Origin of the sequence: Dorea sp. AM58-8, assembly GCF_003464045.1 — a bacterium.
Taxonomy (GTDB): Bacteria; Bacillota; Clostridia; order Lachnospirales; family Lachnospiraceae; genus Claveliimonas; species Claveliimonas ammoniilytica.
In genome coordinates this window covers 91,254-114,860 of sequence record NZ_QSDM01000005.1, presented here as the reverse complement: position 1 = coordinate 114,860, position 23,607 = coordinate 91,254, and the positions used below count along the sequence as shown (strand labels likewise).

Sequence of the window (23,607 nt, the reverse complement as noted above, 5' to 3'; positions counted from 1 at the left end):
AAGGAGAAAGATTATGAAGAAGAGAGTATTAGCAATGGTGTTAGCACTCGGCATGACTTTTGGACTTGCAGGATGTGCTGGCAGTGACAAAGCCACAGACACAAGCGACAAGAAAGCAGAATCAGCTGACACAGAATCTAAGGATGAACTTACAACTGTAAAATGGAACTATGGTTCAAGTGGTAACGTTCTGGTAACGATCGCAGAGGAAGAAGGATACTTTGAAGACGAAGGAATCAAGATCGAGCCGGTAGAAGCTACACAGAACATGGATGCTATGGCACTTCTTGCGGCTGGTAAGGTAGACGTAGTATCAAATGCAGGTACATCTAACCCACTTCAGCAGATCGCACAGGGTGTAGACCTTACAATCTTCGGCGGACACATGGTAGAAGGTTGTATGCCGGTTATCGCAAAAGCAGGAACAGAGTGGAACGGTATTGAGTCATTCATCGGTGAGTCTGTGGCTGTAAATCCAAGCTACTTTGCATTCACAGGTGCGGTTATGGATCTTGGATATGACAATCCTCTGGATGTAGTAGACTGGAAAGTATACTCAAGCTATGATGATGCTCTTGTTGCTGTACAGAACGGTGAAGTAAAATACGCTCTTATGGGAACACAGAACAACTATGGTATCAAAGAGCTGGTAGACGCTGGCGAGATCGAGATCGTAAGCTACCAGAGCGAGATCATGGAAAACTACTCTTGCTGCCGTATGGTTGGACAGACAGAGTGGGTAAATGATAATCCTGATACAGTAAAGGCTATAATCCGCGCATTACTTCGTGCTCAGTCATGGTATGAGGCTAATAAGGAAGAGGCTGTTTCTCTGCATGCTAAGAAGATCGGTCAGGATGATGACTATGTTGCAGCATACATGCTGGATGACGAGCATTACTTTGTAAACGTTGATCCACTTAAGAACAGCGTTGTACGTGCATGGGGCATCCTTGACAAGACAGGATACCTTGGTGATGACTGCCAGATCAACATTGAAGATCATATTAACACAGATCTTTATGAAGAAGCTCTGTCTGAAGCGAAAGATGCTTACGGCGATGAGGCACCGGACTTCTACGATGCACAGCAGAAATTCTTTGAAGAAAATGACAAATAGTATATTTTAGGAGAGATGGGTAAATGAAAACGATTACAGGCTTTGTAAAAAAATATTGGATTACAGCGTTGATCTTCGTCGGATTAGTGTTTACATACTACTATGTGGCAGATGTGAAGAAACTGAATCCGTATTTGTTTCCGGCAACGGAAAAGATTGTGACAGCCTTTATGTCGAACAAGCATGAGATGCTGACAAATATGTTCGCATCATTCAGATTGCTGATCCCATCTGTGATCATTTCTCTGGTGGTAGCAGTTGTGCTTGGTACAATCATGGGAATGAATAAAAAGATTCGTGAAGTGTTGCATCCGGTAATTTATGCATTTAGTGTAATTCCATCGATTTTGTTATCGCCGTTTGTATTGTTGCTGTCACCGAGTTTGTTTTCAGCATCCGTATTTCTGGTTGTATATAATATTGTATGGGCAACATTATTTGCTACAATTACGGGAATCATGACGATCGATAAGCGTTATCTGGATAAAGCAGCTACGTTGGAACTGACAGGGGTAAAGCGCTTTGTGAAGGTAATATTGCCAGCAGCAAGCCCGTCGATTCTGGCTGGATTTGTAAATTCACTGAGAAGTTCATTTGTAATGCTCGTATTCGCTGAGATGTATGGCGGTGGTTCCGGAATGGGTTATTTTGTAAAAAAGAATTCCGAACTTGGAGTATTCGCAAATACCTGGGTTGGATTTGTATTCATGGTAATTGTATTGGTGGTTGTGATGCAGATATTTGAGAAGATAAAAGAACGTCTGCTCAAGTGGACAATCGACTAAAATATTGTGTAGGAATAAGGCGGGTGTCAGGGTTGGCATTCGCCTTTACTGATAAAAATTATCATGTATTGATAGAATCTATAAATGAAGATTATTATTGGAATTGTCGATTTTACTTCTCAAATGGGTGGGAGTATAATATTGAATGTAATCATTGACTAGATAGGGAGGGCAATATGAAAAAGAAAGTATTAGCAGCTATGCTGCTTGCAGCAATGACAGTTTCGTTGGTTGCATGTGGAAGCAACAGTGACAAATCAGACAAAACAGAGAGTGATAACGGTGAGAAAACCAAGATTGTAATGGGTACAAGCTCTGTGTCAAAAGATCTGGCTGAGTCTGGAAAAGAAGAACTTGAGAAAAAAGGTTACGAAGTAGAGATCAAAGTGTTTGATGATTACGTACTTCCAAACGATGCATTGGTAGAGGGAAGTTTGGATGCAAACTTCTATCAACATGAACCGTATATGAACAATTACAATGATTCTAATAATGCGGATATCGTTATGTTAGAGCCAAAGTTATATAATTATTATTCAGGATTATATTCAACAAAAGCAGATACATTGGAAGATCTTCCAGAAGGTGGAAAAATTGGTATTGCAGAGGATGCATCTAATATCAGCGAGCAGTTGCAGCAGATTGAAGAAGCCGGATTGATTACATTAAGTGATGAGCCATCATCTGGTGAATTCTATACAGTAGCAGATATTGTAGAAAATCCGAAGAATTACGAGTTTGTATCTGGTGACGGCAATAAATATAAAAACATGGATGATTACACAGCTATTATTGGAACATCTAATACTATGGCTGAAGCCGGAGTAGATCCGACAGAACATCTGTTAAAGAAATTTGTTAATAATGACCTTGCACAAGGCATTTGTGTTATGAAGGCAAATAAGGATGCAGACTGGGTAAAGGATATGATGGACGCATATGCATCTGATGCTGCAAAAGCAAATGTACCAGCATCAAGTGGTTTTGAACCAGCTGAGTAAGAATAAGAAAAAATGCAGCAGATAATGCTGCATTTTTTGTTTATGGAGAAAATAATGATAGAGATAACTAATTTGAAAAAATCATTTGGGAATTTAAATGTATTGACTGATATTAATCTTCAGATACAAGATGGAGAGATTTATGGTCTGGTTGGAAGAAGTGGTGCGGGAAAATCAACACTCCTTCGTTGTATTAACAGACTGGAAGAATATACAGCCGGAAGTATTAAAGTGGACGGCGTAGAAGTAAATTCGTTAGATAAAAAAGAAATAAGATTATTTCAGAAAGATATTGGTATGATCTTTCAGCAGTTTCCGCTTTTATCGAGGAAAACTGTGTATGAAAATATTGCATTTCCAATGAGATGTTGGAAATACAGTAAAACAGATATAGATACCAGAGTAAGGGAACTTGCAGAAATTGTTGGTATTGTTGATAAATTAAACGAGAAACCATCTTCACTTTCTGGTGGACAGAAGCAAAGGGTTGCAATCGCAAGGGCATTATCAATGAATCCTAAGATTTTGTTAAGTGATGAGGCAACATCTGCGTTGGATCCTGTGACAACGAAATCAATACTGGATTTGCTAAAGCAGATTAATGAACAGTTGGGAATTACGATTGTAGTAGTTACTCATCAGATGGAAGTCGTTCGTCAGGTATGTCAGAAAGTTTCACTGTTAGAAAATGGGAAATTGGTACTCAGTGGAGCTGTGGAAGACCTGTTTATCCAACAGCCGCCGGAATTGAGGAGATTTCTCGGAGAAACAGCTGAGGTGCAGTTAAAAGATGGAGCAAACTATCAGATATTATTATCAGATGATGATAAATCTAAAAAAATATTGTATCATCTTGCTAAGGATCTTAATGTTGAATATGAAATATGCGGTGGCAAGACGGAAATGTACAGAGAAAAGGAACTTGGCTTATTAATGATTAATGTGGATGTATCTGAAGCTTCGAAAGTAGAAAAATATTTTACAGAAGAGAAGATTACATTTTACAGACGTAAGTAGGGAGAGCGTATGCAGACATTATTTGGACCTAATGCAGGAAACTTCTGGAAAATGATTATGATTCCTGCTTTTGAGGCAACTTTTGAAATGGTAATCATTACAACAATTGCAGGCACACTGTTGGGATTCCTGGTAGCAATTATTTTGTTAGTGACAAATGAAAATGGAATGTATCCCAATCGGATTATTTACAGACTCATGGCATTTGTGGTAAATGTAGTTCGATCTTTTCCATTTATTATACTAATGGTGTTTTTGATGCCGTTTACAAAGGCTGTGATGGGAACATCGATTGGAGTAAAGGCAGCGGTAGTACCGTTGACAGTTTCGGCAACGGCATTTATTGGGAAATTGATTGAAGGAGCTATGCAGGAAGTGGATCCGGCGCTTGTGGAAGCTATGAGATCATTTGGAATATCAGATACACAGCTGATAGTTAAAGTAATTATATCAGAGGCGGCTCCGGCGATCATATCTGGAATAATTTTGGCAACAATATCAATTCTTGGAGCAACTGCCATGGCAGGAACTATGGGCGCAGGAGGAATCGGAAGCGCAGCTATTACATATGGATATCAGAGCTTTAATTATGAAGTAATGTATACAATTGCGTTGATACTGGTTGTTTTTGTAGAAGGTATTCAGGGAATTGGAAATGTTGTGTACAGAAAAATGAAATAGAAAAATGAAACAGGAATGAGTATTGATGACAAAAGAAGAATTATATGCTGAATTAAAAGCTATGAAGCCGGAGCTGACTCCGGATGAACGTATTGCAGAATATTTAAAAGGGAATGATGTGGATTGTATTCCGTATGCATTTTTAGCACCAGATGATGCACTTGCAGTAATCTGGGGATATTCAAAGGGTGATCTGCGTCGCTCATTTGAGGCACGGTGCAATATGATTGAACGGAAAAAGGCAGAGTATGGTTTTACCGGTTTGTCAATATCTATGGGATTGAGAGGAATAGGAGAGGCGGCAGGATCTATTTTGAAATATCCAGAAAATAAAACAGATTATGTCGAAAAATATGTTGCGGACAATTATGATAACATTGATCTTTCAGAACCATTGAATGTGCATAGTCATTCAATATTAATGAATAAGCTGGAAAATGGAAAACGTATGATGGAACGTTTTCCAACAATGGGTATTAGCACGGATGTGGCAGGACCGATTACGACAGCATCTGCGATCAGACCAGTTGAATTAATATTGCGTGATATGAGAAAAAATCCAGAGAAACTGAATGAATTATTGCAATACTCTGTAGATTCTTCTTTGGAATGGGTAAAGGTTTTTGTGGAAGAAACGGGAAGCAGATCAGTAGGAATATCAGATCCGGTAACTAGTACGGATGTTTTGGGTTATAAGTATTTTCTTGAATATTCACAACCGTATTTTGATAAATTGTTTTCTGGGATTGTACAGATTACAGGGGAAAAACCATCTGTACATATATGTGGTCATACAAAGAAAATATGGAAAGATCTTCAGAAAATAGGTGTTGATAATTTCAGTATAGATAACTGTGAGGATATGGAAGAGGCAAAATGTATGATTGGCGACTCTGTATTCCTGTCAGGAAATATTCCACCGGTGGACGTGATGTTGAATGGAAGTATCGATGACGTGATTGAAGCAGTGAGAACGACCATAGCAAAAGCAGCAGACAGTCCGAATGGGTTTATGCTCATGACGGGATGCCAGGTGCCGATGGGAACGCCGAAGGAAAATATGGATGCATATGTATATGCGGCACAGAAATATGGTGCTGGAGCGAAGCTTGGAAAGATACCGGAGGCGTTGAATATATGATATCAGATTTTCGTTGTACATTTGATAATGCAATCGGTATTTCTACGGAGATTACAAAAGATTTGAAGCTGTCCTTTCCGGATGCTTATATGCATGCGGATACTATGGCGAAAATCGCACATGCTATGAAGCAGAAAGAAGGAGCAGCTTTTTGCATGCTTCCGTTCTGCCATACAGTAGAAGCAGAAGCGATGGGGGGCATTGTTAATATGGGAGATGGTAATTTGGGTCCGCGGGCAAAGGAATACTGTTGTACCTCTGCGGCAGAATTACTGGAACTTCCGGAAATTGATTGTTCAAAAGGCCGGATTTATGAGGTGCTTAAAGCGTGTCAGAGACTTCGGGAACAGGGAGAGCATGTGGCATTGATGATCTCCGGACCGTTTACGATATTCAATGTATTGATTGATCCGAAATATGTCTTTAAGGCAATGCGCAAACAGCCGGAACTTATGCAGGATATCTTTCAAAAGATAGAAAGAGAATTACTAACCTATATTAAAATTGCTGTTGAGTATGGTGTGGATATGATCAGCTATGCAGATTCATCGGGTGGGGTGAATATTCTCGGACCGAAGATGGCAGAACAGGTAGTGATGGATTTTACGTATGACTTTTTGAAAAAGGCTATAGAGTTGTTGGATGGAAAAGCAATGCTGTTATTGTGCCCGAAGACTACTCTTGCGCTGATCGGCACAGAAAAAGCCTGTTATGTGGATCATGAATTGCCGGAAGTGATGCGTTACGGCGAAGCTTGTGTATCATTGATCGGACAAGTTCCAGTGGCAGGACAGATGTGCATTAAGAATATTGATTATCAATTGGAAAATAAAAAGTTTAGAGAAATCAGGCTTTATTAAGCAGAGGGAGGAAAAGCTTATGAGCACAAAGGAAGAACTGTTGAAACGTCTTTCAGAGGGTGTGTTGGAAATGGAAGAGGATGATGTGGCGGAGGCTGCGCAGGAATATATCGATGCGGGATATCCGGCACTGGATGCGATTAACCAGGGATTGATCGATGGAATGAACCAGGCCAGCGAATTATTTGAGGAAGAGGAATATTTTGTAACAGATCTGCTTCTTTGCTCGGATGCCATGTATGCAGGAATTAATGTGCTCCGTCCATATTTGCCGGAAGAAAAGAATGATGTTAAGCATAAATGTGTGATTGGCGTTGTAGAAGGAGATACTCACGATATTGGTAAGAACCTGGTCAAGATTATGTTGGAAACAGCAGGTTTTGAAATGATCGATCTTGGCAGGGATGTTCCGCTGCAGAAGTTCGTGGATACCGCGAAGGAAAGAGAAGCGGAATTGATCTGCCTGTCTACGCTGATGACAACTACCATGCCTGGAATGGAAGAAATTATTCATCTGCTGGAAAAGGAAGGACTCCGTGACAAAGTCAAAGTTATGATCGGAGGCGGACCGGTTTCACAGAATTATGCGGATAAGATTGGTGCAGATGGATATTCAACGACAGCTGTAGAAGCGGTTAAATTAGCGAAACGTCTGCTGGCAATTGCATAAGAGGGAATAAAAGTGAATCCAAAGAAACGATTAAAAATGAGCCTGAACGGAGAGCGCGTAGATCGTCCGCCGTGTATCTGTCCGGGTGGAATGATGAATATGGTTACGGCAGAGTTGATGGAACGGGTGGGAATCTATCTTCCTGAGGCGCATACGGATGCTAGGAAAATGGCGGATCTTGCGAAAGCAGTATATGAGCAGGGCTGTTTCGAAAACTGTGGTGTTCCATTCTGCATGACTATTGAAGCGGAAGAAATGGGAGCGAGGGTGGATCTTGGTTCTCAGATATATGAACCGCATGTGGTAAAATATGCGATTGATTCAGTATCTGATTATAAGAAACTGACGGGGATCGATCTGACGAAAGGCCGTGCAAAGGTAGTGCTGGATGCAATCGGAATATTAAAAGAAGAAGTGAAAGATATGCCGATCATCGGTAATCTCACTGGACCAATCAGTACGGCGAGTTCAGTTATTGAGCCAGTCGTATTTTATAAAGAATTGCGCAAAAAAAATGCAGAGGCACATGCGTATATGAATTTTGTGACCGAGCAGCTGATCGCATTTGGCAGGGCGCAGGTGGAAGCGGGTGCAGATGCCATTACAATCGCGGATCCAAGCGGTACCGGAGAGATTCTCGGGCCACGATTTTTTAAAGAGTTTGCAGTGAGGTATATTAATCAGCTGCTGGACGGACTGGCAGATCTGCATGTGGAGACGATCGTGCACATTTGCGGACATATGAAGAATGTATACAAAGAAGTAAGTGAAGTGCACAGCAATGCATTGAGTTTCGATTCAGCGGTGCCGATGATGGATGCGAGAAAGAATCTGGCTGACCGTGTGCTGATGGGAAATGTCAGTACCTATACGTTAGAGTTTGGCAGTGAAGAAGCAGTCAGGAGACTGGCTGGAAACTGCATAAAATGTGGCTCTGATATTGTGTCACCTGCGTGTGGACTCGGCATGAGTTCTCCGCTTCGCAATATTCAGGCACTGCTTTCAAGTGTGGAGGAATCTGATGGTTAGGATTGTGATTGTAAATGATGGGACGGTCAGAAACTGCGAAGAAGGTGCAAATCTGTTGGCAGAATTACTGCGGGCAGGAGCATTTGTGGATAACCCATGCAATGGAACGGGTATATGTGGAAAATGCAAAGTGCGAATTGTAGATGGAGAGGTGTCGAAAGTATCTGCGACAGAACAGAAATTACTCAGTCAGGAGGAACTGACGCAGGGTATCCGTCTGGCATGTATGACATGTGTTTCCGGTGATATTCAGGTTGAATTGCTGCAAAAAGAACGGAAGCATAAAGTTCTGACAGAAGGATATGTTCCAGAATTTACTCGTGATGAGCATGACAGAGGATATGGTGTTGCAATTGATATCGGAACGACAACAGTTGTTACGTCGCTGGTAGAACTGGCGAGTGGAAGAGAGATTACATCCGCATCTATGATCAATGCGCAGAAGCATTTTGGATTGGATGTGCTGACACGGATCACTTATGAATATGAGCATGCAGAAGAGGGAATTGAACACCTTAGATGTGCAATCGTAGATTCTGTAAATGATATGCTTGCGCAGGTGTGTAGGGACGCAGGAATTTCAACAGAAGAGATTCTGGAAATAGATATAGCAGCTAACTGTACCATGATGCATATGTTGTTGGGAACGGACGCCAGAAGTATCGGGCGTTCCCCATATCAGCCGGTGTTTTTAGAAGCGCAGAAGCGCAGTGCCGGTGAGATCGGTCTGCACGCTGGTATGGATAACAGTGCGTTGGTATATTGTCTGCCGCAGGTATCTGCGTTTATCGGTGCGGATATTGTGGCAGGAGCCTATGTATGTGAATTGGAAAAACAGAATGGGAATGTTTTGTTTATTGATATAGGAACAAACGGAGAGATCGTTTTGTCACAGAAGGGCAGATTATTATGTTGTTCCTGTGCGGCAGGACCGGCACTGGAAGGTATGAATATCAGTTGTGGAATGCGGGCGGCAGAAGGTGCTATCGAAGATGTGAAGATCACAGAGCATGGAGTAGAGTTTACCTGTATCGATGGAAAAGAACCGGTGGGTATCTGCGGAAGTGGAATTCTGGCAGTGCTGAAAGAACTGATCCGGACAGGACTTGTCAGAAAAAATGGCGCATTTGTCAAAAAAGAAAATATTCCTGAAGAAGATTACCGTTATCCGATGATACGCATGAACGGAAAAAAGAGAGAATTCTTGATATGCGAGGCACCAGAACTGGTGGTGACACAAGGAGACATCAGACAGGTACAGCTTGCAAAAGGTGCGATTCTGTCAGGCTTTCTGGCGTTGTTAAATAAAGCCGGGATTCGCATGGAAGAACTGGATAAAGTGATGATCGCAGGACAGTTTGGCGCACATCTGCCGGCTGAATCATTAACGGGAACGGGTATTCTGCCAAAAGAAGTGGAGAATAAAATTATCTATGTGGGTAATTCATCCAAGACCGGTGCATATATGACATTACTCTCTGAACAGGTGAAGGAAGAGATGGAAGGGCTCGCTGAACGAATGGAATATATTGAACTTGCGGAGACGGAGAATTATGAGAAGATATTTGCCGAGAGTATGCGGTTTGTATAGCCAGAGTAGAACTTGGAATTTAATCCTCACTTCACCCCTTGACAAACATCTGTCTTTCTATTAAAATTACGTTTAATGAAAATATCTGCCGGTAATGATAGTTACAGAAAGCAGAGTTGGTGTTGAAAAGGACTAGTAATCGTGAGGACGTTCCACAGAGAAGAGATTGTTAGCTGAGAGATCTCCGAACCGAGAGACGGTGAACCTGCCTTGGAGCCTCTGTATGAAAGTACAGCGTATGCATTGGCGTTAACGATGTGAAGAGAGAACTGCAGCTATATATGCAGTTAATTAGGGTGGTACCGCCGAATATTTCGGTCCCTTAGCGGGGACAGAAGTGTTCGGCGTTTGTTTTTATACAACAAAAGTCACGAAGGAATCCCCCTCAACAAGCAGTGGAGCAAGGGCTCTGCGAAGAAAGAAAAGGAGAAGAGATATGGCTAAGGAAAAAATGGTAAAGAACATTACTTCAAGAGAAGAGAATTTTGCACAGTGGTACACAGATGTAGTACGCGAGGCAGAGCTTTGTGATTACTCTAGTGTAAAGGGATGTCTGAATTATCTGCCGAACGGATATGCGATCTGGGAGCTGATTCAGTCAGATCTTGACAGAAGATTCAAAGAGACAGGTGTAGAGAATGTATCATTGCCAATGTTGATTCCAGAATCATTATTAGAGAAAGAAGCAGATCATATTGAAGGATTCGCACCGGAAGTAGCATGGGTAACTCACGGTGGAATGGAGAGACTTCAGGAGAGACTTTGTATTCGTCCTACATCAGAGACTCTGTTCTGTGATCTGTGGGCAAGAACTGTAAAGTCTTACAGAGACCTTCCAAAGGTATGGAATCAGTGGAATTCCGTTCTTCGTTGGGAGAAGACTACAAGACCATTCCTTCGTTCCAGAGAGTTCCTGTGGCAGGAAGGACATACCATTCATGCAACATATGAAGAAGCAGAAGAACGTACTATTCAGATGTGGCATGTATACGAAGATTTTTATAAAGAAACTATGGCTATTCCTTATGTGTCAGGAAGAAAAGCAGAGCATGAGAAATTTGCCGGAGCACAGGATACTTATACAGTAGAAGCACTGATGCATGATGGTAAGGCACTGCAGTCTGCTACCAGCCACTTCTTCGGTAACGGATTCCCGGATGCATTTGATATTAAATACGTAGATAAGAATAACCAGCTGCACAGTGTATATGAGACTTCCTGGGGATTATCTACAAGAAGTATCGGAGCGCTGATCATGGTACATGGTGATGATGATGGTCTTGTATTACCACCGCATCTTGCACCGGTTGAATGTCGTGTGATTCCGATCGCTCAGCACAAGGAAGGCGTGCTTGACAAAGCAAATGAACTGTTTGCTGAACTTAAGAAAGCCGGATACAGAGTGAAGATCGATGATTCTGAGAAGAGTCCGGGATGGAAATTCTCTGAGCAGGAGATGCTTGGTATCCCAACACGTATCGAGATCGGACCGAAGGATATTGAGAATAATCAGGTTGTAGTTGTACGTCGTGATAACCGTGAGAAGATCGTAGTATCTATGGATGAGATCGCAGTGAAATTACGTGAGATTCTGGAAACTATCCAGAATGATATGTATAACAGAGCGAAAGACTTCCTGGATACTCATATTTACACAGCAACCAATCTGGATGAGATGAAGGAAGAATTTACTAAGAAACGTGGATTTGTAAAGGCATGCTGGTGTGGAGATCCGGAATGTGAAGGCGAAGTGAAGTATGTAACCGGCGGAGCAGCTACCAGATGTCTGATCGAAGACGAAGAATTTGTATCTGACAAATGTATCTGGTGTGGTAAGCCGGCGAAACATATGGCATACTGGGGCAAATCATACTAAAACGTATTCAAAGATATGTTATGGGAAAAGGGCTGTTTGAAAAAACAGCCTTTTTCTTTTATAATGAAATAAATATGATGAAATGAGAGGAAAAGTTACATGGTTGAAATACAGATCCCTGAAAAAGTAAATAAGATCATTCATACACTTCAGGAACATGGTTATGAAGCGTATGCAGTAGGTGGGTGTGTGAGGGATTCGTTTCTCGGAAGGGAACCAATGGATTGGGATATCACGACATCTGCGATGCCGGAGGAAACAAAGGCATTATTCCCACATACATTTGATACAGGGATCGAGCATGGAACAATCACGGTGCTTCTCGATCACGAAGGCTTTGAAGTGACAACCTATCGTGTGGATGGCAAGTACGAAGACAGCCGTCATCCGAAAGAAGTTATATTTGTCCGCAATCTGCAAGAGGATCTGCTACGCCGGGATTTTACTATTAATGCGATGGCGTACAATGAAAAAGAGGGGCTTGTAGATATCTTTGGCGGTATGGATGATCTGAGAGCAGGCATCATCCGATGTGTAGGCAATGCACAGGCGAGGTTTTCAGAAGACGCACTTCGTATCTTGCGAGGAATCCGTTTCGCAGCGCAGCTTGGGTTTGAACTGGAAGATGAGACCAGAGAAGGCATGCGGCTGCTGGCACCGACGCTTAGGAAGATTAGTGCAGAACGAATCCAGGTAGAACTGGTGAAGACATTGACTTCGTCAAGACCGGATCTGCTGCGGGAGGCATGGAAGCTTGGCATTACAAAAGAATTTTTGCCGGAATTTGACCTCGCCATGGAGACAACGCAGGAGACTGCTCATCATATGTACACGGTGGGCGAGCATATCCTGCATACACTGCTGGAGGTAAGACCGGATCGGATTTTACGTCTGACGATGCTTCTCCATGATATAGGTAAGCCATATATGAAGACAATGGATGCAGATGGAGTTGCGCATTTTAAGGGACATCCAGAGAAGAGCAGTGAGCTAGCCAATGAAATTCTGCATCGGCTGAAATTCGATAATGATACGATCCGTAAGGTGACGAAGCTGGTGCGTTATCATGATCACAGGATGCCTGTGACTCCTGCACATGTGCGCCGTGCGGTTCATGAGATTGGAGAAGATTTGTTCCCGCTTTATCTCGAGGTGCGCCGTGCGGACGTGGCGGCACAGAGTATGTATCAGCACAAGGAAAAAGTTGCTGATATTGACGGCGTGGAAAAACTCTATCATGAGATTATGGAGAGAAAGGAATGCGTGTCGTTAAAGATGCTGGCAGTGACAGGTAAAGATTTGATCGCTGCCGGAATGAAACCGGGAAAAGAGATTGGTCAGATGCTGGAACATTTTCTGGATCTGGTGCTGGAACATCCGGAACTTAATCAGAAAGAAGAGCTTTTGAAGCGGATAGAGTTATAAGTATAAAGTCATAATAATCCCCCTGCCCTCATACATTGAAAAGAATGGATTGTGAGGTGCGGGGGGATTGTTATGCAGGAATATGAACTGAAAATACTGGATCGCTATGCTTTGAATGTGAAAAGCACCCGGAGAGTCAGGGGTGCATTTTTTTGCGAGGCAGAGGAGGGATTGTTCCTGCTTAAAGAGGCAGGAATATCCGAAAAGCGGGCAGACGCATTATATAAATTAGGGGAAATGTTGATTGCAGCCGGATATCGGGGAATTGATCAGTTGAAGCCGAATGTGGAAGGCGGACTGGTCACCGTCTCAGAAGAAGGCGGACGCTATCTTGTGAAGCGGTGGTTCTCAGCCAGGGAATGTGATGCCAGAAGGACCAGAGAACTTATGATGGGAGCAAAGAATCTTGCAAGACTTCATCTTTTAATGCGTGAACCAACAGATGGTGTGACCATGCAGGACGAAAGTCTGAAACAGATATATGAACGTCATAACAGAGAGCTACGGAAGGTGAGAAGCTTTGTGCGCAGCCGCAGGACGAAGGATGAGTTCGAACTCCGGTTTCTTCAGGAATATGAGGGCTTGTATCAGTGGGCAGAAATTGCTATGGAGGTACTGCTTGAATCCCGATGTGAGGAACTGTATCAAGACAGTCTGCGCGAGAGGGTAATGGTTCACGGAGAATATAATTATCACAATATTCTGATCTGCACAGACGGAATCGCGACATCGAATTTTGAAAAATTCCGTATTCATGTGCAGATGGAGGATTTTTATTATTTTCTAAGGAAGACGATGGAAAAGCATGAATGGGACGCGAGATTATTTGATCATATGATGAATGCATATAGTGCAATCTGCCCGGTAACTGACCGGGAAATGGAATATCTGAAAGCCCGGTTTATTTATCCGGAAAAATTCTGGAAGATTGCAGGATCATATTACAAATCCAACAAAGCATGGACATCTGTAAAGAATGTAGAAAAGTTCCAGATGTCTGTATCACAAATGAAAGAAAAGGAAAAACTACTGGAAGAAATATTTGGTTTTCACAGGTAGTGGAAAACCTCGATAAATCCCATGAAATAAGGGATTTCAGACTTTATTTCCTTGACAAGGATATGGAAAACTGTATAATAAGACTAGAGCATAATGATGCCAAGAGACAAGAGGAGGAAATATACATGAATAAAACAGAATTAGTAGCAGCAATCGCAGAGAGAGCTGAGCTGTCAAAAAAAGATTCAGAAAAAGCTTTGAAAGCATTTGTAGATGTAGTAGCAGAAGAATTGAAAAAAGGTGAGAAGATTCAGTTAGTTGGATTTGGTACTTTCGAAGTTTCTGAAAGATCCGCAAGAGAGGGAAGAAATCCTCAGACAGGCGAGACAATGAAGATCAGTGCTTGCAAGGCTCCTAAGTTCAAAGCTGGTAAGGCTCTGAAGGATGCTGTTAACGCTTAATAGTGTTTTGAAGAATGTGTATATGATGGCATCGGGATTTTCCCGGTGCCTTTTTGTATCGCGTCGAGCAGGCGTCAGCCTGCTCGATTAGCGTGGCGAGTCAATAAATGAGGAGAATGATATGAGACTGGACAAATTTTTAAAGGTATCCCGGTTGATCAAGAGAAGAACCGTGGCTAATGAAGCCTGTGATGCAGGAAGAGTTCTGGTAAACGGAGCAGTTGCCAAGGCGTCTGCAAAGGTAAAGGCGGGAGATATTATTGAAATTCAATTTGGCACAAAGTCGGTAAAAGCTGAAGTACTTGATATCCGTGATACGACAAAGAAGGAAGAGGCAAAGGATCTGTTCCGTTATCTGTAAGTCAGATGTTACTGCCGACGAATGAATAAACAGTAATAAATCTTCGCAGCTGTTCATAACCTTATTTACAGGACAACGATAAGGCAGAGTGAGAAGGGGAAAGGTTGTGAAGAATATGGAAGAGAAGCAGGTACGTGGTCCGCACAAGCTGGTGATCAACAACCGGCAGACAAGTCTGGTGACAGGGGTGCTGGATGTATTGTCATTTGATCTGAATGAGGTGCTGTTAGAGACGGAACAGGGGATGCTGATGGTAAAAGGAATGGATCTGCACGTGAACCGCCTGAATCTGGAAAAAGGCGAAGTAGATCTGTCGGGGAATATTGACAGTGTGGCGTATTCGGAGGCTGGCAGCAGAGGGAAAAACGAAGAGTCTCTGTTTGGTAAGCTGTTCCGTTAGGTGGTCGGGATGCAGGAGCTTGGAACCGAATTAAGAGGTTTGGCGACAGCGGTACTCAGTGGGATGACGATGGTATGTGCATATGTATGTATCAGGAACCTGAGGAAGGTATTCCGACATTCCAGAATATTGGTAAATGTGGAAGATGCGGTATATTGGATCTGTATGGCATGGTATCTGTTTGAACAGATTTATCATGTGAGTAATGGCGTGATCCGGTGGTATTTTGTGGTTGGAATTATTGTGGGAGCTGCTGTATTTTATACAGTAGAAAAAAGGATTCGAAACAGGGTAAACAGATACGTCAAAAAAAGAAAAAGAATTCCCTGAAAACTATTGAAATCGACTATAAAAAAAGATAAGATAAATATAACATTATGATAAGGGGTAATCCGATAGGGGTATCGGAACAGGGTGAGTATATAAATGAATAAGATTAAACAAAAGAGTCAGGCGAGGCGGAAGAAGAACCGGCTTCGCAGACATAAGGCAAGCGTATTGGCAGTCAGCGGAGTATTGCTTTTGCTGGTAGCTGTTGTTACCGTCAGCAGTATATCACTGCGGGCAAAGAATAAGGCATACATTGCACAGGAACAGGAGCTGCAGGAGCAGATTGACGCAGAGGAAGAAAGATCCAAAGAGATTGACAGCGTAGAAGAGTATGTAGGTACAGACGAGTACATTGAACAGACTGCTAAAGATAAATTGAATCTTGTGCATGAGAACGAGATCATATTTAAAAAGAAATGATAAAAGAATAAAGAATCAGGCAAAAGAGAATGTGTGAAAGCACATTCTCTTTTTTGGCAGAAAAGGAGAAATGGTATGGAGTATGTGAAGGACCGGGAATTATTTTCCAATCCATACATTATACAGATGGATCGTTTTGCAGAGTCTCTGAAGCATCTGTCAGAGACGTTCTTGTATTTGGAGGATTATAAAGGGAGTTTCACGAAAGATGAGATTGAGGAGATGTTCCGGCGAGTGTCGGAGCGTGTCTGTACGAATTGCGAAAAGCGGAACTGGTGTCTGTGTGAGAACCGCATTCAGACCTGCCAGATGGTCTGTGAGATTCTGTGTACGGCAGAAGAGTTTGGCGCGGAACTGAATGTGGAGATAAAACGGAAACTGCAGAAAAAATGTGATCGTGCGCCAAGGTTTCTAAGAGAGACGCTGGAGGTCTTTGGAGATGCCAAACAAAAGCTTCTGTGGAATAACCGGATCGTGCAGAATCGGGAAGGCTGTGCCAGGTCGCTGATCTCGTTTGCAGATACTATCAGTCAGGCAGCGAGGGAGCTCGGAGCCGGGATTTATTCGGACGAACGGTTGGAAAAGAAGATTGTCAATCAACTGAAAAAGGTCGGGATACGGGTAATCAGCAGTGTGTTTTATATGACAAAAGCGGGAAAATGTGAGGTGCATCTTACGCTGAAAGCGGCAAAAGGACACTGTGTGGCTACCAGAGAAATGGCGAAAATAGTCAGTAATTGTGTGGGCAGATCCATGTATCCGGAAGCGAGAGAACAGCCAATTATATGGGAAGAATACACAACTATTATTCTGCGGGAAGCGGCAAGATATCATACCCTGCAGGGAGTGGCAAAGATCGGAAAAGGCTGCGAGCAGATCTCAGGGGATACATTTCTGATGACGTATCTGCCGGCGGCAGGGAGAGCGTGATGTTATCGGATGGAATGGGATCCGGGGAAGAAGCATTTCGTGAGAGCGCTATGGTGGTAGAAATGGCGGAGGAACTGTTGGTGGCAGGATTCCCGGAGAAAATGGCAATTCAGCTTTTGAATACTGCACTGGTTATGGGACGGGAGGAAGTGTATTTCTCGACGGTGGACATGTGTGTGTTCGATCTCTATGAGGGAAGCTGCAAATTCTTAAAGGCGGGGGCGTCGACGACATTTATCCGTCATGGCGGAAAGGTGGAGAAGATTACTTCGACTACTTTGCCTGTGGGAGTGATGCAGAATATAGAGATTGACTGCGTGACCAGAAAATTATCGGATGGGGACTTTGTGGTTATGGTCACAGATGGTGTGATGGATGCGCTGCCAGTGGGAGAACAGGAAGCACAGATTGGCGGATATCTGTGCGAACTGAGCAGTCAGAATCCGAAAGAAATGGCGCATCATGTGCTGGAACGAGTGCTGGAGAGTACCGGGGAATTGCCAATGATGATATGACAGTTATAGTGATCGGAATCTGGGAAATGTAGCGGAATCAGAGGTTATCCTATATTTTTCCATATAAGCATGATAAAATAATGCTGTTATGGAAAGGGAAAGCTATGTATGAGAAGATAAAAACGTATATACGCAGATATAGCATGATAGAAAAAGAAGATGTGGTGATTGCAGGCGTATCCGGAGGAGCTGACTCGGTATGCCTTCTTCTGCTTCTGGAAAAATTGAAAAAAGAATGGGACTTTGGACTGGCAGTGGTGCATGTGAATCACTGCCTGCGGGCAAGGATGCGGATGCAGATGAAACATTTGTACGGAATCTCTGTGAAAAAATGGATATTCCGATCCTGTGTGTACGGGAAGATGTAAAAGCCTATGCAGAGCAGTATAAACTGTCAGAGGAAGAAGCTGGACGTGAGGTGCGCCGGGCAGCGTATCGTCAGGCAATGGATGCTTATAACGGCACGAAGATCGCACTTGCTCATCATATGGATGATAATGCTGAAACGATGCTCTTGAACCTGGCAAGAGGTACCGGCATGAAAGGTATGGCAGGGATTCGACCGGTCAATAGCAACTATATCCGACCGCTTCTTGCTGTGCGCAGAAGTGAGATTGAGGAATATCTCCGGAAACAGCATACAGGATATCAGACAGACAGTACGAATCTGGAGGATGCATATACCCGCAACCGTATCAGGAATCATGTGATTCCATATCTGGAGAGTCATGTGAACCGGAAAACGGTCGAGCATATGCAGGAATATGCAGAGCAGATGGAACAGGCAGCGGGCTATCTGGACCGTCAGACGGATAAGCTGTGGAATGCATGTGTGAAAGATTCGGATATAGGATATCAGATTGCGCTGAAACCATTTCGGGAAGAGGACAAGGCATTGCATCCCTACCTGATTCGTCGGGTGATCGCAGCAGCGGCAGGAAGAGAGAAGGATATTGAGTCAGTTCATGTGAGAAATGTGGCAGAACTCTGCGACAGACAGAGTGGAAGGCGTGTGATGCTCCCTTACGGACTGGAAGCCGTGCGGGAATATGATACGATATGGATACGAAAAAAGAAGTCAGAAATGGAACGATGGGGAAATGGAAAAAATGGAGTAAAAGAATGCGAGGGAAAGTTGTCAGAAGTGCTGCTCTGTAGACCTGGCAAGGATGCATTTGACCGTCAGACGGAGGAAGGAGTGCACTTGCGGGTATTTACCTGCGAAAAAATCCCGGATGCATTTGAGGAACGACTCTACACGAAATGGTTTGATTATGATATAATACAGAGTAACGTTGTCTTACGGGGACGCAGATCGGGAGATTATCTGCAGATTGATGCGCAGGGACATACGCAGAAGCTGAAGAATTATCTGATCAATGCAAAGATTCCAAAGGGGCAGCGAGACCAGATACCGCTGATCGCAGTGGGACAGGAGATTCTGTGGATCATAGGATACAGACAGAATCAGAAATACCAGGTGACAGAACATACAAAGAGGATCCTGGAGATTCAAGTAGAAGATTACGGAGGAAAAGAAGATGGCAGAGCATATTAAAGTATTAGTATCTGAAGAAGAAGTAGATAAAAGAATCAGAGAACTCGGCGAGCAGATCAGCAAAGATTATGCAGGGAAAGACGTGCATATGATCTGTGTACTGAAGGGCGGAGTATTTTTTATGTGTGAACTGGCAAAGAGAATTACCGTTCCAGTCAGCATGGACTTTATGAGCGTATCAAGCTATGGGGATGATACGAAGTCGAGCGGTGTGGTACGAATTGCAAAGGATCTGGATGAACCGCTGGAAGGCAAAGACGTACTGATCGTAGAGGATATCATTGATTCAGGAAGAACATTGTCTTACCTGATGAAAGTATTACAGGAGAGAAAGCCGGCGAGCATGCGTCTGTGCACACTGTTGGATAAGCCGGACAGACGTGTCAAGATGGTGGATGTAGATTACACAGGATTTAACATTCCGGACGAATTTGTAGTAGGATATGGTCTGGATTATGCACAGAAATATAGAAATCTTCCGTTTATTGGTGTTGTGGAAGGTGTAGAGTAGGAGGAATATACAGATTTGGAGAATAATAAAAGACGTGGAGCGGGTGGCATCACATTTCTGATGTTGATTGTGATCCTCTTTGGTGCGCTCTGGTTTACCAATCAGATAGAACAGAAGGAGCGGGAACTGAGTTACAGCGAATTCCGTTCTCTGGTGGAAGAGGGCAATGCAGTGGATGTGACGGTCGTGCAGAACCGGGATGTTCCGACCGGACATGTAGAATTGAACAAAAAAGGTGATGATTCCGGTAATGAATGGCAGTTAAATGTAGCAGATGTCAAAGAAATCTGTAATTATCTGGATGAACAGAATGTGGAATATCAGTTGGAGGATGTGCCGGAAGAGAACTGGATGGTGACATCTCTGCTTCCATCGGTCATTATGATTGGTGGTATTCTGTTGTTGTTCTACATGATGAACCGTCAGAATGGAGCCAATAATAAAGCAATGAATTTCGGCAGAAGCAGAGCAAAGCTTCATACAGGCGGAAAAAGTGTGACATTTGAAAATGTTGCAGGACTTCAGGAAGAAAAAGAAGAATTGGAAGAGATCGTAGATTTCTTAAAGAATCCGAAGAAATATATCCAGGTGGGAGCACGTATCCCAAAGGGTGTCCTGTTAGTAGGACCTCCGGGAACAGGTAAGACGCTTCTTGCCAAAGCAGTCGCAGGTGAGGCGGGGGTACCGTTCTTCAGCATTTCCGGATCTGATTTTGTGGAAATGTTTGTCGGTGTCGGTGCTTCACGAGTGAGAGATCTGTTTGAAGAAGCCAAGAAGAATGCACCTTGTATCATTTTCATCGATGAGATTGATGCGGTGGCAAGACGACGTGGTACCGGTATGGGCGGCGGACATGATGAGCGTGAACAGACACTGAATCAGTTGCTGGTGGAGATGGACGGATTCGGTGTGAACGAAGGTATTATCGTAATGTCTGCGACTAACCGTGTGGATATTCTGGATCCTGCAATTCTGCGTCCGGGAAGATTTGACCGTAAAGTGGGCGTTGGACGTCCGGATGTAAAGGGAAGAGAAGAGATCCTGAAGGTGCATGCCAAGGGCAAGCCGCTTGGTGATGATGTGGATCTGACGCAGATCGCACAGACGACAGCAGGATTTACCGGAGCGGACCTGGAGAATTTGATGAATGAAGCTGCGATTACAGCAGCAAAAGAGAATCGCATGTATATCCGTCAGGCAGATATCCGCCAGGCATTTGTCAAAGTGGGTATTGGAGCGGAGAAGAAGAGTAAAGTAATCTCTGAGAAAGAAAAGAAGATTACTGCATATCATGAAGCAGGGCATGCGATCCTGTTCCACGTGCTGCCGGATGTGGGACCGGTGTACAGCGTATCCATTATTCCTACGGGAATGGGTGCGGCCGGCTATACGATGCCGCTGCCGGATCAGGATAATATGTTTGAGACACGGGGCAGTATGCTTCAGGATATTACAGTTGCACTTGGAGGACGTATCGCAGAAGAAGAAATCTTTGGAGACATTACAACTGGCGCATCACAGGATATTAAACAGGCGACCGCAACAGCCAAATCTATGGTGACGAAGTTTGGTATGTCTGAGAAGCTTGGCCTGATCAATTACGATAATGACGGTGATGAAGTATTTATCGGACGTGATCTGGCACATACTGGCAGAGGTTACGGTGAAGAAGTGGCTGGTGAGATTGACAGAGAGATCCGAAGTATTATCGATACCTGTTATCAGCGTGGACAGTACATTATCCGTAAGTATCATGATGAACTGGATGCATGTGCGAAGCTTCTTATAGAAAAAGAGAAGATTACAAGAGAAGAATTTGAAGCCCTGTTTGAAGGTGTGGAGATATCAGAAGATTAGAATTGTGTGGCGAGAGATGTTATGAACAGAGATGCATTATTTTGTGACGGAACGGGAAGCTACGTTATTCCCCCGGAGCCGAATGAGGAAGAGACGATAGATCTGCTCTTCCGTACTGCGGCATCGGATGTGGACTGTGTGGAACTGTATACGGACGGCAACTATTATGAAATGAAGAAGACAGATATGGGGTCTGTATTCGACTATTACCGGATCAGCTGGAAGCTCGGAACGGATATGATGAAGTATTCTTTTCGGGTGACTTCCGGAGATGAAGTGGTATATTTTAATCGTTTTGGCGTAACTGATAAGTGGATTGAGATGTATGACTTTCGGATTACTCCGGGATTTACAACGCCGAACTGGGCGAAAGGTGCCGTTATGTATCAGATCTTTACAGACCGATTCTGTAACGGTGATCCGTCCAATGATGTGCTGGAACGGGAATATTCCTATATTCACGAGCCAGTAAGAAAGGTCGATGACTGGAATCATTATCCGGAAGCTATGGATGTACGTAATTTTTATGGAGGTGATCTGCAGGGAGTCTGGGATAAGCTGGACTATCTGCAGGATCTGGGAGTAGAAGTTATTTATTTTAATCCGCTTTTTGTCTCTCCGTCTAATCACAAATATGATATACAGGATTATGATTATATTGATCCGCATTTTGGAGTGATCAGGGAGGACGCAGGTGATGTGCTGGCGGAAGGTGATCTGGATAACAGACACGCAACCCGCTACCAGAGCCGTGTAACTAACTGGGAAAATCTGGAAGCAAGCAATGAATTCTTTGCGCAGTTAGTGGCAGAGATTCATCGCAGAGGTATGAAGGTGATTCTGGACGGCGTGTTTAATCATTGTGGTTCTTTTAATAAATGGATGGACAGAGAACAAATTTACGAAGGGAAGGACGGTTATCAGCCGGGTGCTTATGTGTCTGCGGACAGTCCATATCATACATTCTTTGATTTCCGGGGTGCAGGTCCGGAACAGTGGCCGTATAATGGTAATTATGACGGATGGTGGGGACATGATACACTGCCGAAATTAGACTATGAACATTCTGAAGCTTTGGAAAAGTATATTCTGCATATTGCCAGAAAATGGGTATCTGAGCCATATAGTGTAGATGGCTGGAGACTGGATGTGGCAGCAGACCTGGGACACAGCAACGAATATAACCATGAATTCTGGAAGAAGTTTCGTAAGACAGTAAAGGAAGCGAATCCTGATGCGCTGATTCTTGCGGAACATTATGGCGATCCGGCAGAATGGCTGGATGGTGAAGAGTGGGATTCGGTTATGAATTACGATGCATTTATGGAGCCGGTGACCTGGTTTCTGACTGGTATGGAGAAGCACAGTGATGAAGAACGTGCTGACCTTAGAGGCAATGGATATGCCTTCAGTCATTCAGTAGCGCACAACATGGCAAGTTATCTGAACTCGTCCATGCAGGTGGCTATGAATGAATTGTCTAATCACGATCATTCCAGATTCCTTACCAGAACCAATCATGTGGTGGGACGAATCGGAGCTTTCCGGCCGGAAGATGCTGAGCAGAATGTGAATCCGGCGGTTATGCGGGAAGCGGTTGCGATCCAGATGACCTGGGTGGGTGCGCCGACCGTATACTATGGCGATGAAGCCGGTGTGTGTGGATTTACTGATCCGGATAGCAGAAGGACCTATCCGTGGGGAGATGAAGATCAGGAGATGATCGCGTTTCACAGAGACATGATCGCAATCCACCGTAAGTATCCGACACTTCGCATTGGATCAATCAAATTGCTGCTGGCTGGAGATAATGTGCTGGCGTATGCCAGATTTGATGACCAGGCGCAGATCGTTACAGTGGTGAATAACAGTGATGAACTGCAGCAGGTGTGTATCCCGGTGTGGCAGGCAGAATTGCCGCAGAAAGGCAGTATGCGGAGATTGATCTACAGCTATGAAAATGGGTATACGACAGAACACGAAGAATATCTGATCCAGGATGGAGAAGTTGTTGTGAATCTGGGAGCGTACTCGGTGTTAGTGCTTAAGAATATGGAATACTGATAAAA

22 protein-coding genes, 2 pseudogenes and 1 other annotated feature are annotated in these 23,607 nt (G+C 43.6%); all 24 genes and pseudogenes read left to right on the top strand.

Annotated elements, in window-relative coordinates; translation table 11 throughout:
- Positions 1-13: 13 nt before the first annotated feature.
- Positions 14-1,120 (top strand): ABC transporter substrate-binding protein, encoded by a 1,107-nt coding sequence (locus DXA18_RS05965; RefSeq protein WP_118383120.1) that lies wholly within the window; start codon positions 14-16, stop codon positions 1,118-1,120.
- A gap of 23 nt (positions 1,121-1,143) precedes the next feature.
- Positions 1,144-1,905: an ABC transporter permease gene (locus DXA18_RS05960; protein ID WP_118383119.1), complete on the top strand. Its 762-nt coding sequence runs from the start codon at positions 1,144-1,146 to the stop codon at positions 1,903-1,905.
- 176 nt (positions 1,906-2,081) lie between these two features.
- Entirely contained in the window at positions 2,082-2,906 is an 825-nt protein-coding gene (locus tag DXA18_RS05955) for a MetQ/NlpA family ABC transporter substrate-binding protein (protein WP_118383118.1), read from the top strand.
- Positions 2,907-2,960: 54 nt separating this feature from the next.
- Positions 2,961-3,923: a methionine ABC transporter ATP-binding protein gene (locus DXA18_RS05950; RefSeq protein ID WP_118383117.1), complete on the top strand. Its 963-nt coding sequence runs from the start codon at positions 2,961-2,963 to the stop codon at positions 3,921-3,923.
- A gap of 9 nt (positions 3,924-3,932) precedes the next feature.
- Positions 3,933-4,604, top strand: coding sequence for a methionine ABC transporter permease (locus DXA18_RS05945; RefSeq protein ID WP_118383116.1), 672 nt, complete (start codon positions 3,933-3,935; stop codon positions 4,602-4,604).
- A 25-nt stretch (positions 4,605-4,629) separates the two neighbouring features.
- Positions 4,630-5,745: a uroporphyrinogen decarboxylase family protein gene (locus DXA18_RS05940; RefSeq protein WP_118383115.1), complete on the top strand. Its 1,116-nt coding sequence runs from the start codon at positions 4,630-4,632 to the stop codon at positions 5,743-5,745.
- A complete protein-coding gene (locus tag DXA18_RS05935; protein ID WP_118383114.1) occupies positions 5,742-6,605 on the top strand; it encodes a uroporphyrinogen decarboxylase family protein in 864 nt (287 codons plus the stop codon). The genes DXA18_RS05940 and DXA18_RS05935 overlap by 4 nt, the downstream gene beginning before the upstream one ends.
- Before the next feature lie 19 nt (positions 6,606-6,624).
- Entirely contained in the window at positions 6,625-7,275 is a 651-nt protein-coding gene (locus DXA18_RS05930; RefSeq protein WP_118383113.1) for a corrinoid protein, read from the top strand.
- Between the two features lie 12 nt (positions 7,276-7,287).
- Complete coding sequence (locus tag DXA18_RS05925; RefSeq protein ID WP_118383112.1) at positions 7,288-8,304, top strand: methylcobamide:CoM methyltransferase MtbA; 1,017 nt, start codon at positions 7,288-7,290, stop codon at positions 8,302-8,304.
- On the top strand, positions 8,297-9,895 hold the full coding sequence (locus DXA18_RS05920; protein WP_118383111.1) for an ASKHA domain-containing protein: 1,599 nt from the start codon (positions 8,297-8,299) through the stop codon (positions 9,893-9,895). The genes DXA18_RS05925 and DXA18_RS05920 overlap by 8 nt, the downstream gene beginning before the upstream one ends.
- A 113-nt stretch (positions 9,896-10,008) precedes the next feature.
- Positions 10,009-10,221: a binding site (T-box leader), on the top strand.
- A gap of 110 nt (positions 10,222-10,331) precedes the next feature.
- Positions 10,332-11,771, top strand: coding sequence for a proline--tRNA ligase (gene proS, locus DXA18_RS05915; protein ID WP_118383110.1), 1,440 nt, complete (start codon positions 10,332-10,334; stop codon positions 11,769-11,771).
- A gap of 99 nt (positions 11,772-11,870) precedes the next feature.
- Positions 11,871-13,196 (top strand): CCA tRNA nucleotidyltransferase, encoded by a 1,326-nt coding sequence (locus DXA18_RS05910; RefSeq protein ID WP_118383109.1) that lies wholly within the window; start codon positions 11,871-11,873, stop codon positions 13,194-13,196.
- Positions 13,197-13,268: 72 nt separating this feature from the next.
- A complete protein-coding gene (locus DXA18_RS05905) occupies positions 13,269-14,255 on the top strand; it encodes a MarR family transcriptional regulator (protein WP_118383108.1) in 987 nt (328 codons plus the stop codon).
- Between the two features lie 125 nt (positions 14,256-14,380).
- Positions 14,381-14,656, top strand: a complete 276-nt coding sequence (locus DXA18_RS05900) for an HU family DNA-binding protein (protein ID WP_118383107.1) — start codon at positions 14,381-14,383, stop codon at positions 14,654-14,656.
- A gap of 121 nt (positions 14,657-14,777) precedes the next feature.
- Positions 14,778-15,017: an RNA-binding S4 domain-containing protein gene (locus DXA18_RS05895; protein ID WP_118383106.1), complete on the top strand. Its 240-nt coding sequence runs from the start codon at positions 14,778-14,780 to the stop codon at positions 15,015-15,017.
- Between the two features lie 115 nt (positions 15,018-15,132).
- Complete coding sequence (gene yabP / locus DXA18_RS05890) at positions 15,133-15,417, top strand: sporulation protein YabP (protein ID WP_118383153.1); 285 nt, start codon at positions 15,133-15,135, stop codon at positions 15,415-15,417.
- Between the two features lie 9 nt (positions 15,418-15,426).
- Positions 15,427-15,747 carry a spore cortex biosynthesis protein YabQ gene (yabQ, locus tag DXA18_RS05885; RefSeq protein ID WP_118383105.1) on the top strand — a complete coding sequence of 107 codons (321 nt, stop codon included), beginning with the start codon at positions 15,427-15,429 and terminating at the stop codon, positions 15,745-15,747.
- Positions 15,748-15,843: 96 nt separating this feature from the next.
- Complete coding sequence (locus DXA18_RS05880) at positions 15,844-16,167, top strand: septum formation initiator family protein (RefSeq protein ID WP_118383104.1); 324 nt, start codon at positions 15,844-15,846, stop codon at positions 16,165-16,167.
- Positions 16,168-16,242: 75 nt separating this feature from the next.
- Positions 16,243-17,644: pseudogene (locus DXA18_RS17335) on the top strand (SpoIIE family protein phosphatase).
- Positions 17,645-17,692: 48 nt separating this feature from the next.
- Positions 17,693-17,869, top strand: a pseudogene (locus DXA18_RS17330) (hypothetical protein); the annotation flags it as partial.
- The gene (gene tilS, locus DXA18_RS05870) at positions 17,812-19,170 is read left to right on the top strand and encodes a tRNA lysidine(34) synthetase TilS (protein ID WP_330424428.1); all 1,359 of its coding nucleotides are present in this window, start codon (positions 17,812-17,814) and stop codon (positions 19,168-19,170) included. The pseudogene DXA18_RS17330 and the gene tilS, both read left to right, overlap by 58 nt.
- Entirely contained in the window at positions 19,154-19,681 is a 528-nt protein-coding gene (gene hpt, locus DXA18_RS05865) for a hypoxanthine phosphoribosyltransferase (protein ID WP_118383103.1), read from the top strand. Before tilS ends, hpt begins: the two co-directional genes overlap by 17 nt.
- A 15-nt stretch (positions 19,682-19,696) precedes the next feature.
- Positions 19,697-21,538, top strand: coding sequence for an ATP-dependent zinc metalloprotease FtsH (gene ftsH / locus DXA18_RS05860; protein ID WP_118383102.1), 1,842 nt, complete (start codon positions 19,697-19,699; stop codon positions 21,536-21,538).
- 21 nt (positions 21,539-21,559) lie between these two features.
- Entirely contained in the window at positions 21,560-23,602 is a 2,043-nt protein-coding gene (locus tag DXA18_RS05855; RefSeq protein ID WP_118383152.1) for an alpha-glycosidase, read from the top strand.
- Positions 23,603-23,607 lie beyond the last annotated feature (5 nt).

Excerpts from the sequence above, each read along its gene's own strand:
- DXA18_RS05965 (WP_118383120.1), top strand. The coding sequence starts at position 14 with ATGAAGAAGAGAGTATTAGCAATGGTGTTAGCACTCGGCATGACTTTT.
- DXA18_RS05960 (WP_118383119.1), top strand. The coding sequence starts at position 1,144 with ATGAAAACGATTACAGGCTTTGTAAAAAAATATTGGATTACAGCGTTG.
- DXA18_RS05955 (WP_118383118.1), top strand. The coding sequence starts at position 2,082 with ATGAAAAAGAAAGTATTAGCAGCTATGCTGCTTGCAGCAATGACAGTT.
- DXA18_RS05950 (WP_118383117.1), top strand. The coding sequence starts at position 2,961 with ATGATAGAGATAACTAATTTGAAAAAATCATTTGGGAATTTAAATGTA.
- DXA18_RS05945 (WP_118383116.1), top strand. The coding sequence starts at position 3,933 with ATGCAGACATTATTTGGACCTAATGCAGGAAACTTCTGGAAAATGATT.
- DXA18_RS05940 (WP_118383115.1), top strand. The coding sequence starts at position 4,630 with ATGACAAAAGAAGAATTATATGCTGAATTAAAAGCTATGAAGCCGGAG.
- DXA18_RS05935 (WP_118383114.1), top strand. The coding sequence starts at position 5,742 with ATGATATCAGATTTTCGTTGTACATTTGATAATGCAATCGGTATTTCT.
- DXA18_RS05930 (WP_118383113.1), top strand. The coding sequence starts at position 6,625 with ATGAGCACAAAGGAAGAACTGTTGAAACGTCTTTCAGAGGGTGTGTTG.
- DXA18_RS05920 (WP_118383111.1), top strand. The coding sequence starts at position 8,297 with ATGGTTAGGATTGTGATTGTAAATGATGGGACGGTCAGAAACTGCGAA.
- proS (WP_118383110.1), top strand. The coding sequence starts at position 10,332 with ATGGCTAAGGAAAAAATGGTAAAGAACATTACTTCAAGAGAAGAGAAT.
- DXA18_RS05910 (WP_118383109.1), top strand. The coding sequence starts at position 11,871 with ATGGTTGAAATACAGATCCCTGAAAAAGTAAATAAGATCATTCATACA.
- DXA18_RS05905 (WP_118383108.1), top strand. The coding sequence starts at position 13,269 with ATGCAGGAATATGAACTGAAAATACTGGATCGCTATGCTTTGAATGTG.
- DXA18_RS05900 (WP_118383107.1), top strand. The coding sequence starts at position 14,381 with ATGAATAAAACAGAATTAGTAGCAGCAATCGCAGAGAGAGCTGAGCTG.
- DXA18_RS05895 (WP_118383106.1), top strand. The coding sequence starts at position 14,778 with ATGAGACTGGACAAATTTTTAAAGGTATCCCGGTTGATCAAGAGAAGA.
- yabP (WP_118383153.1), top strand. The coding sequence starts at position 15,133 with ATGGAAGAGAAGCAGGTACGTGGTCCGCACAAGCTGGTGATCAACAAC.
- yabQ (WP_118383105.1), top strand. The coding sequence starts at position 15,427 with ATGCAGGAGCTTGGAACCGAATTAAGAGGTTTGGCGACAGCGGTACTC.
- DXA18_RS05880 (WP_118383104.1), top strand. The coding sequence starts at position 15,844 with ATGAATAAGATTAAACAAAAGAGTCAGGCGAGGCGGAAGAAGAACCGG.
- tilS (WP_330424428.1), top strand. The coding sequence starts at position 17,812 with ATGCCTTCTTCTGCTTCTGGAAAAATTGAAAAAAGAATGGGACTTTGG.
- hpt (WP_118383103.1), top strand. The coding sequence starts at position 19,154 with ATGGCAGAGCATATTAAAGTATTAGTATCTGAAGAAGAAGTAGATAAA.
- DXA18_RS05855 (WP_118383152.1), top strand. The coding sequence starts at position 21,560 with ATGAACAGAGATGCATTATTTTGTGACGGAACGGGAAGCTACGTTATT.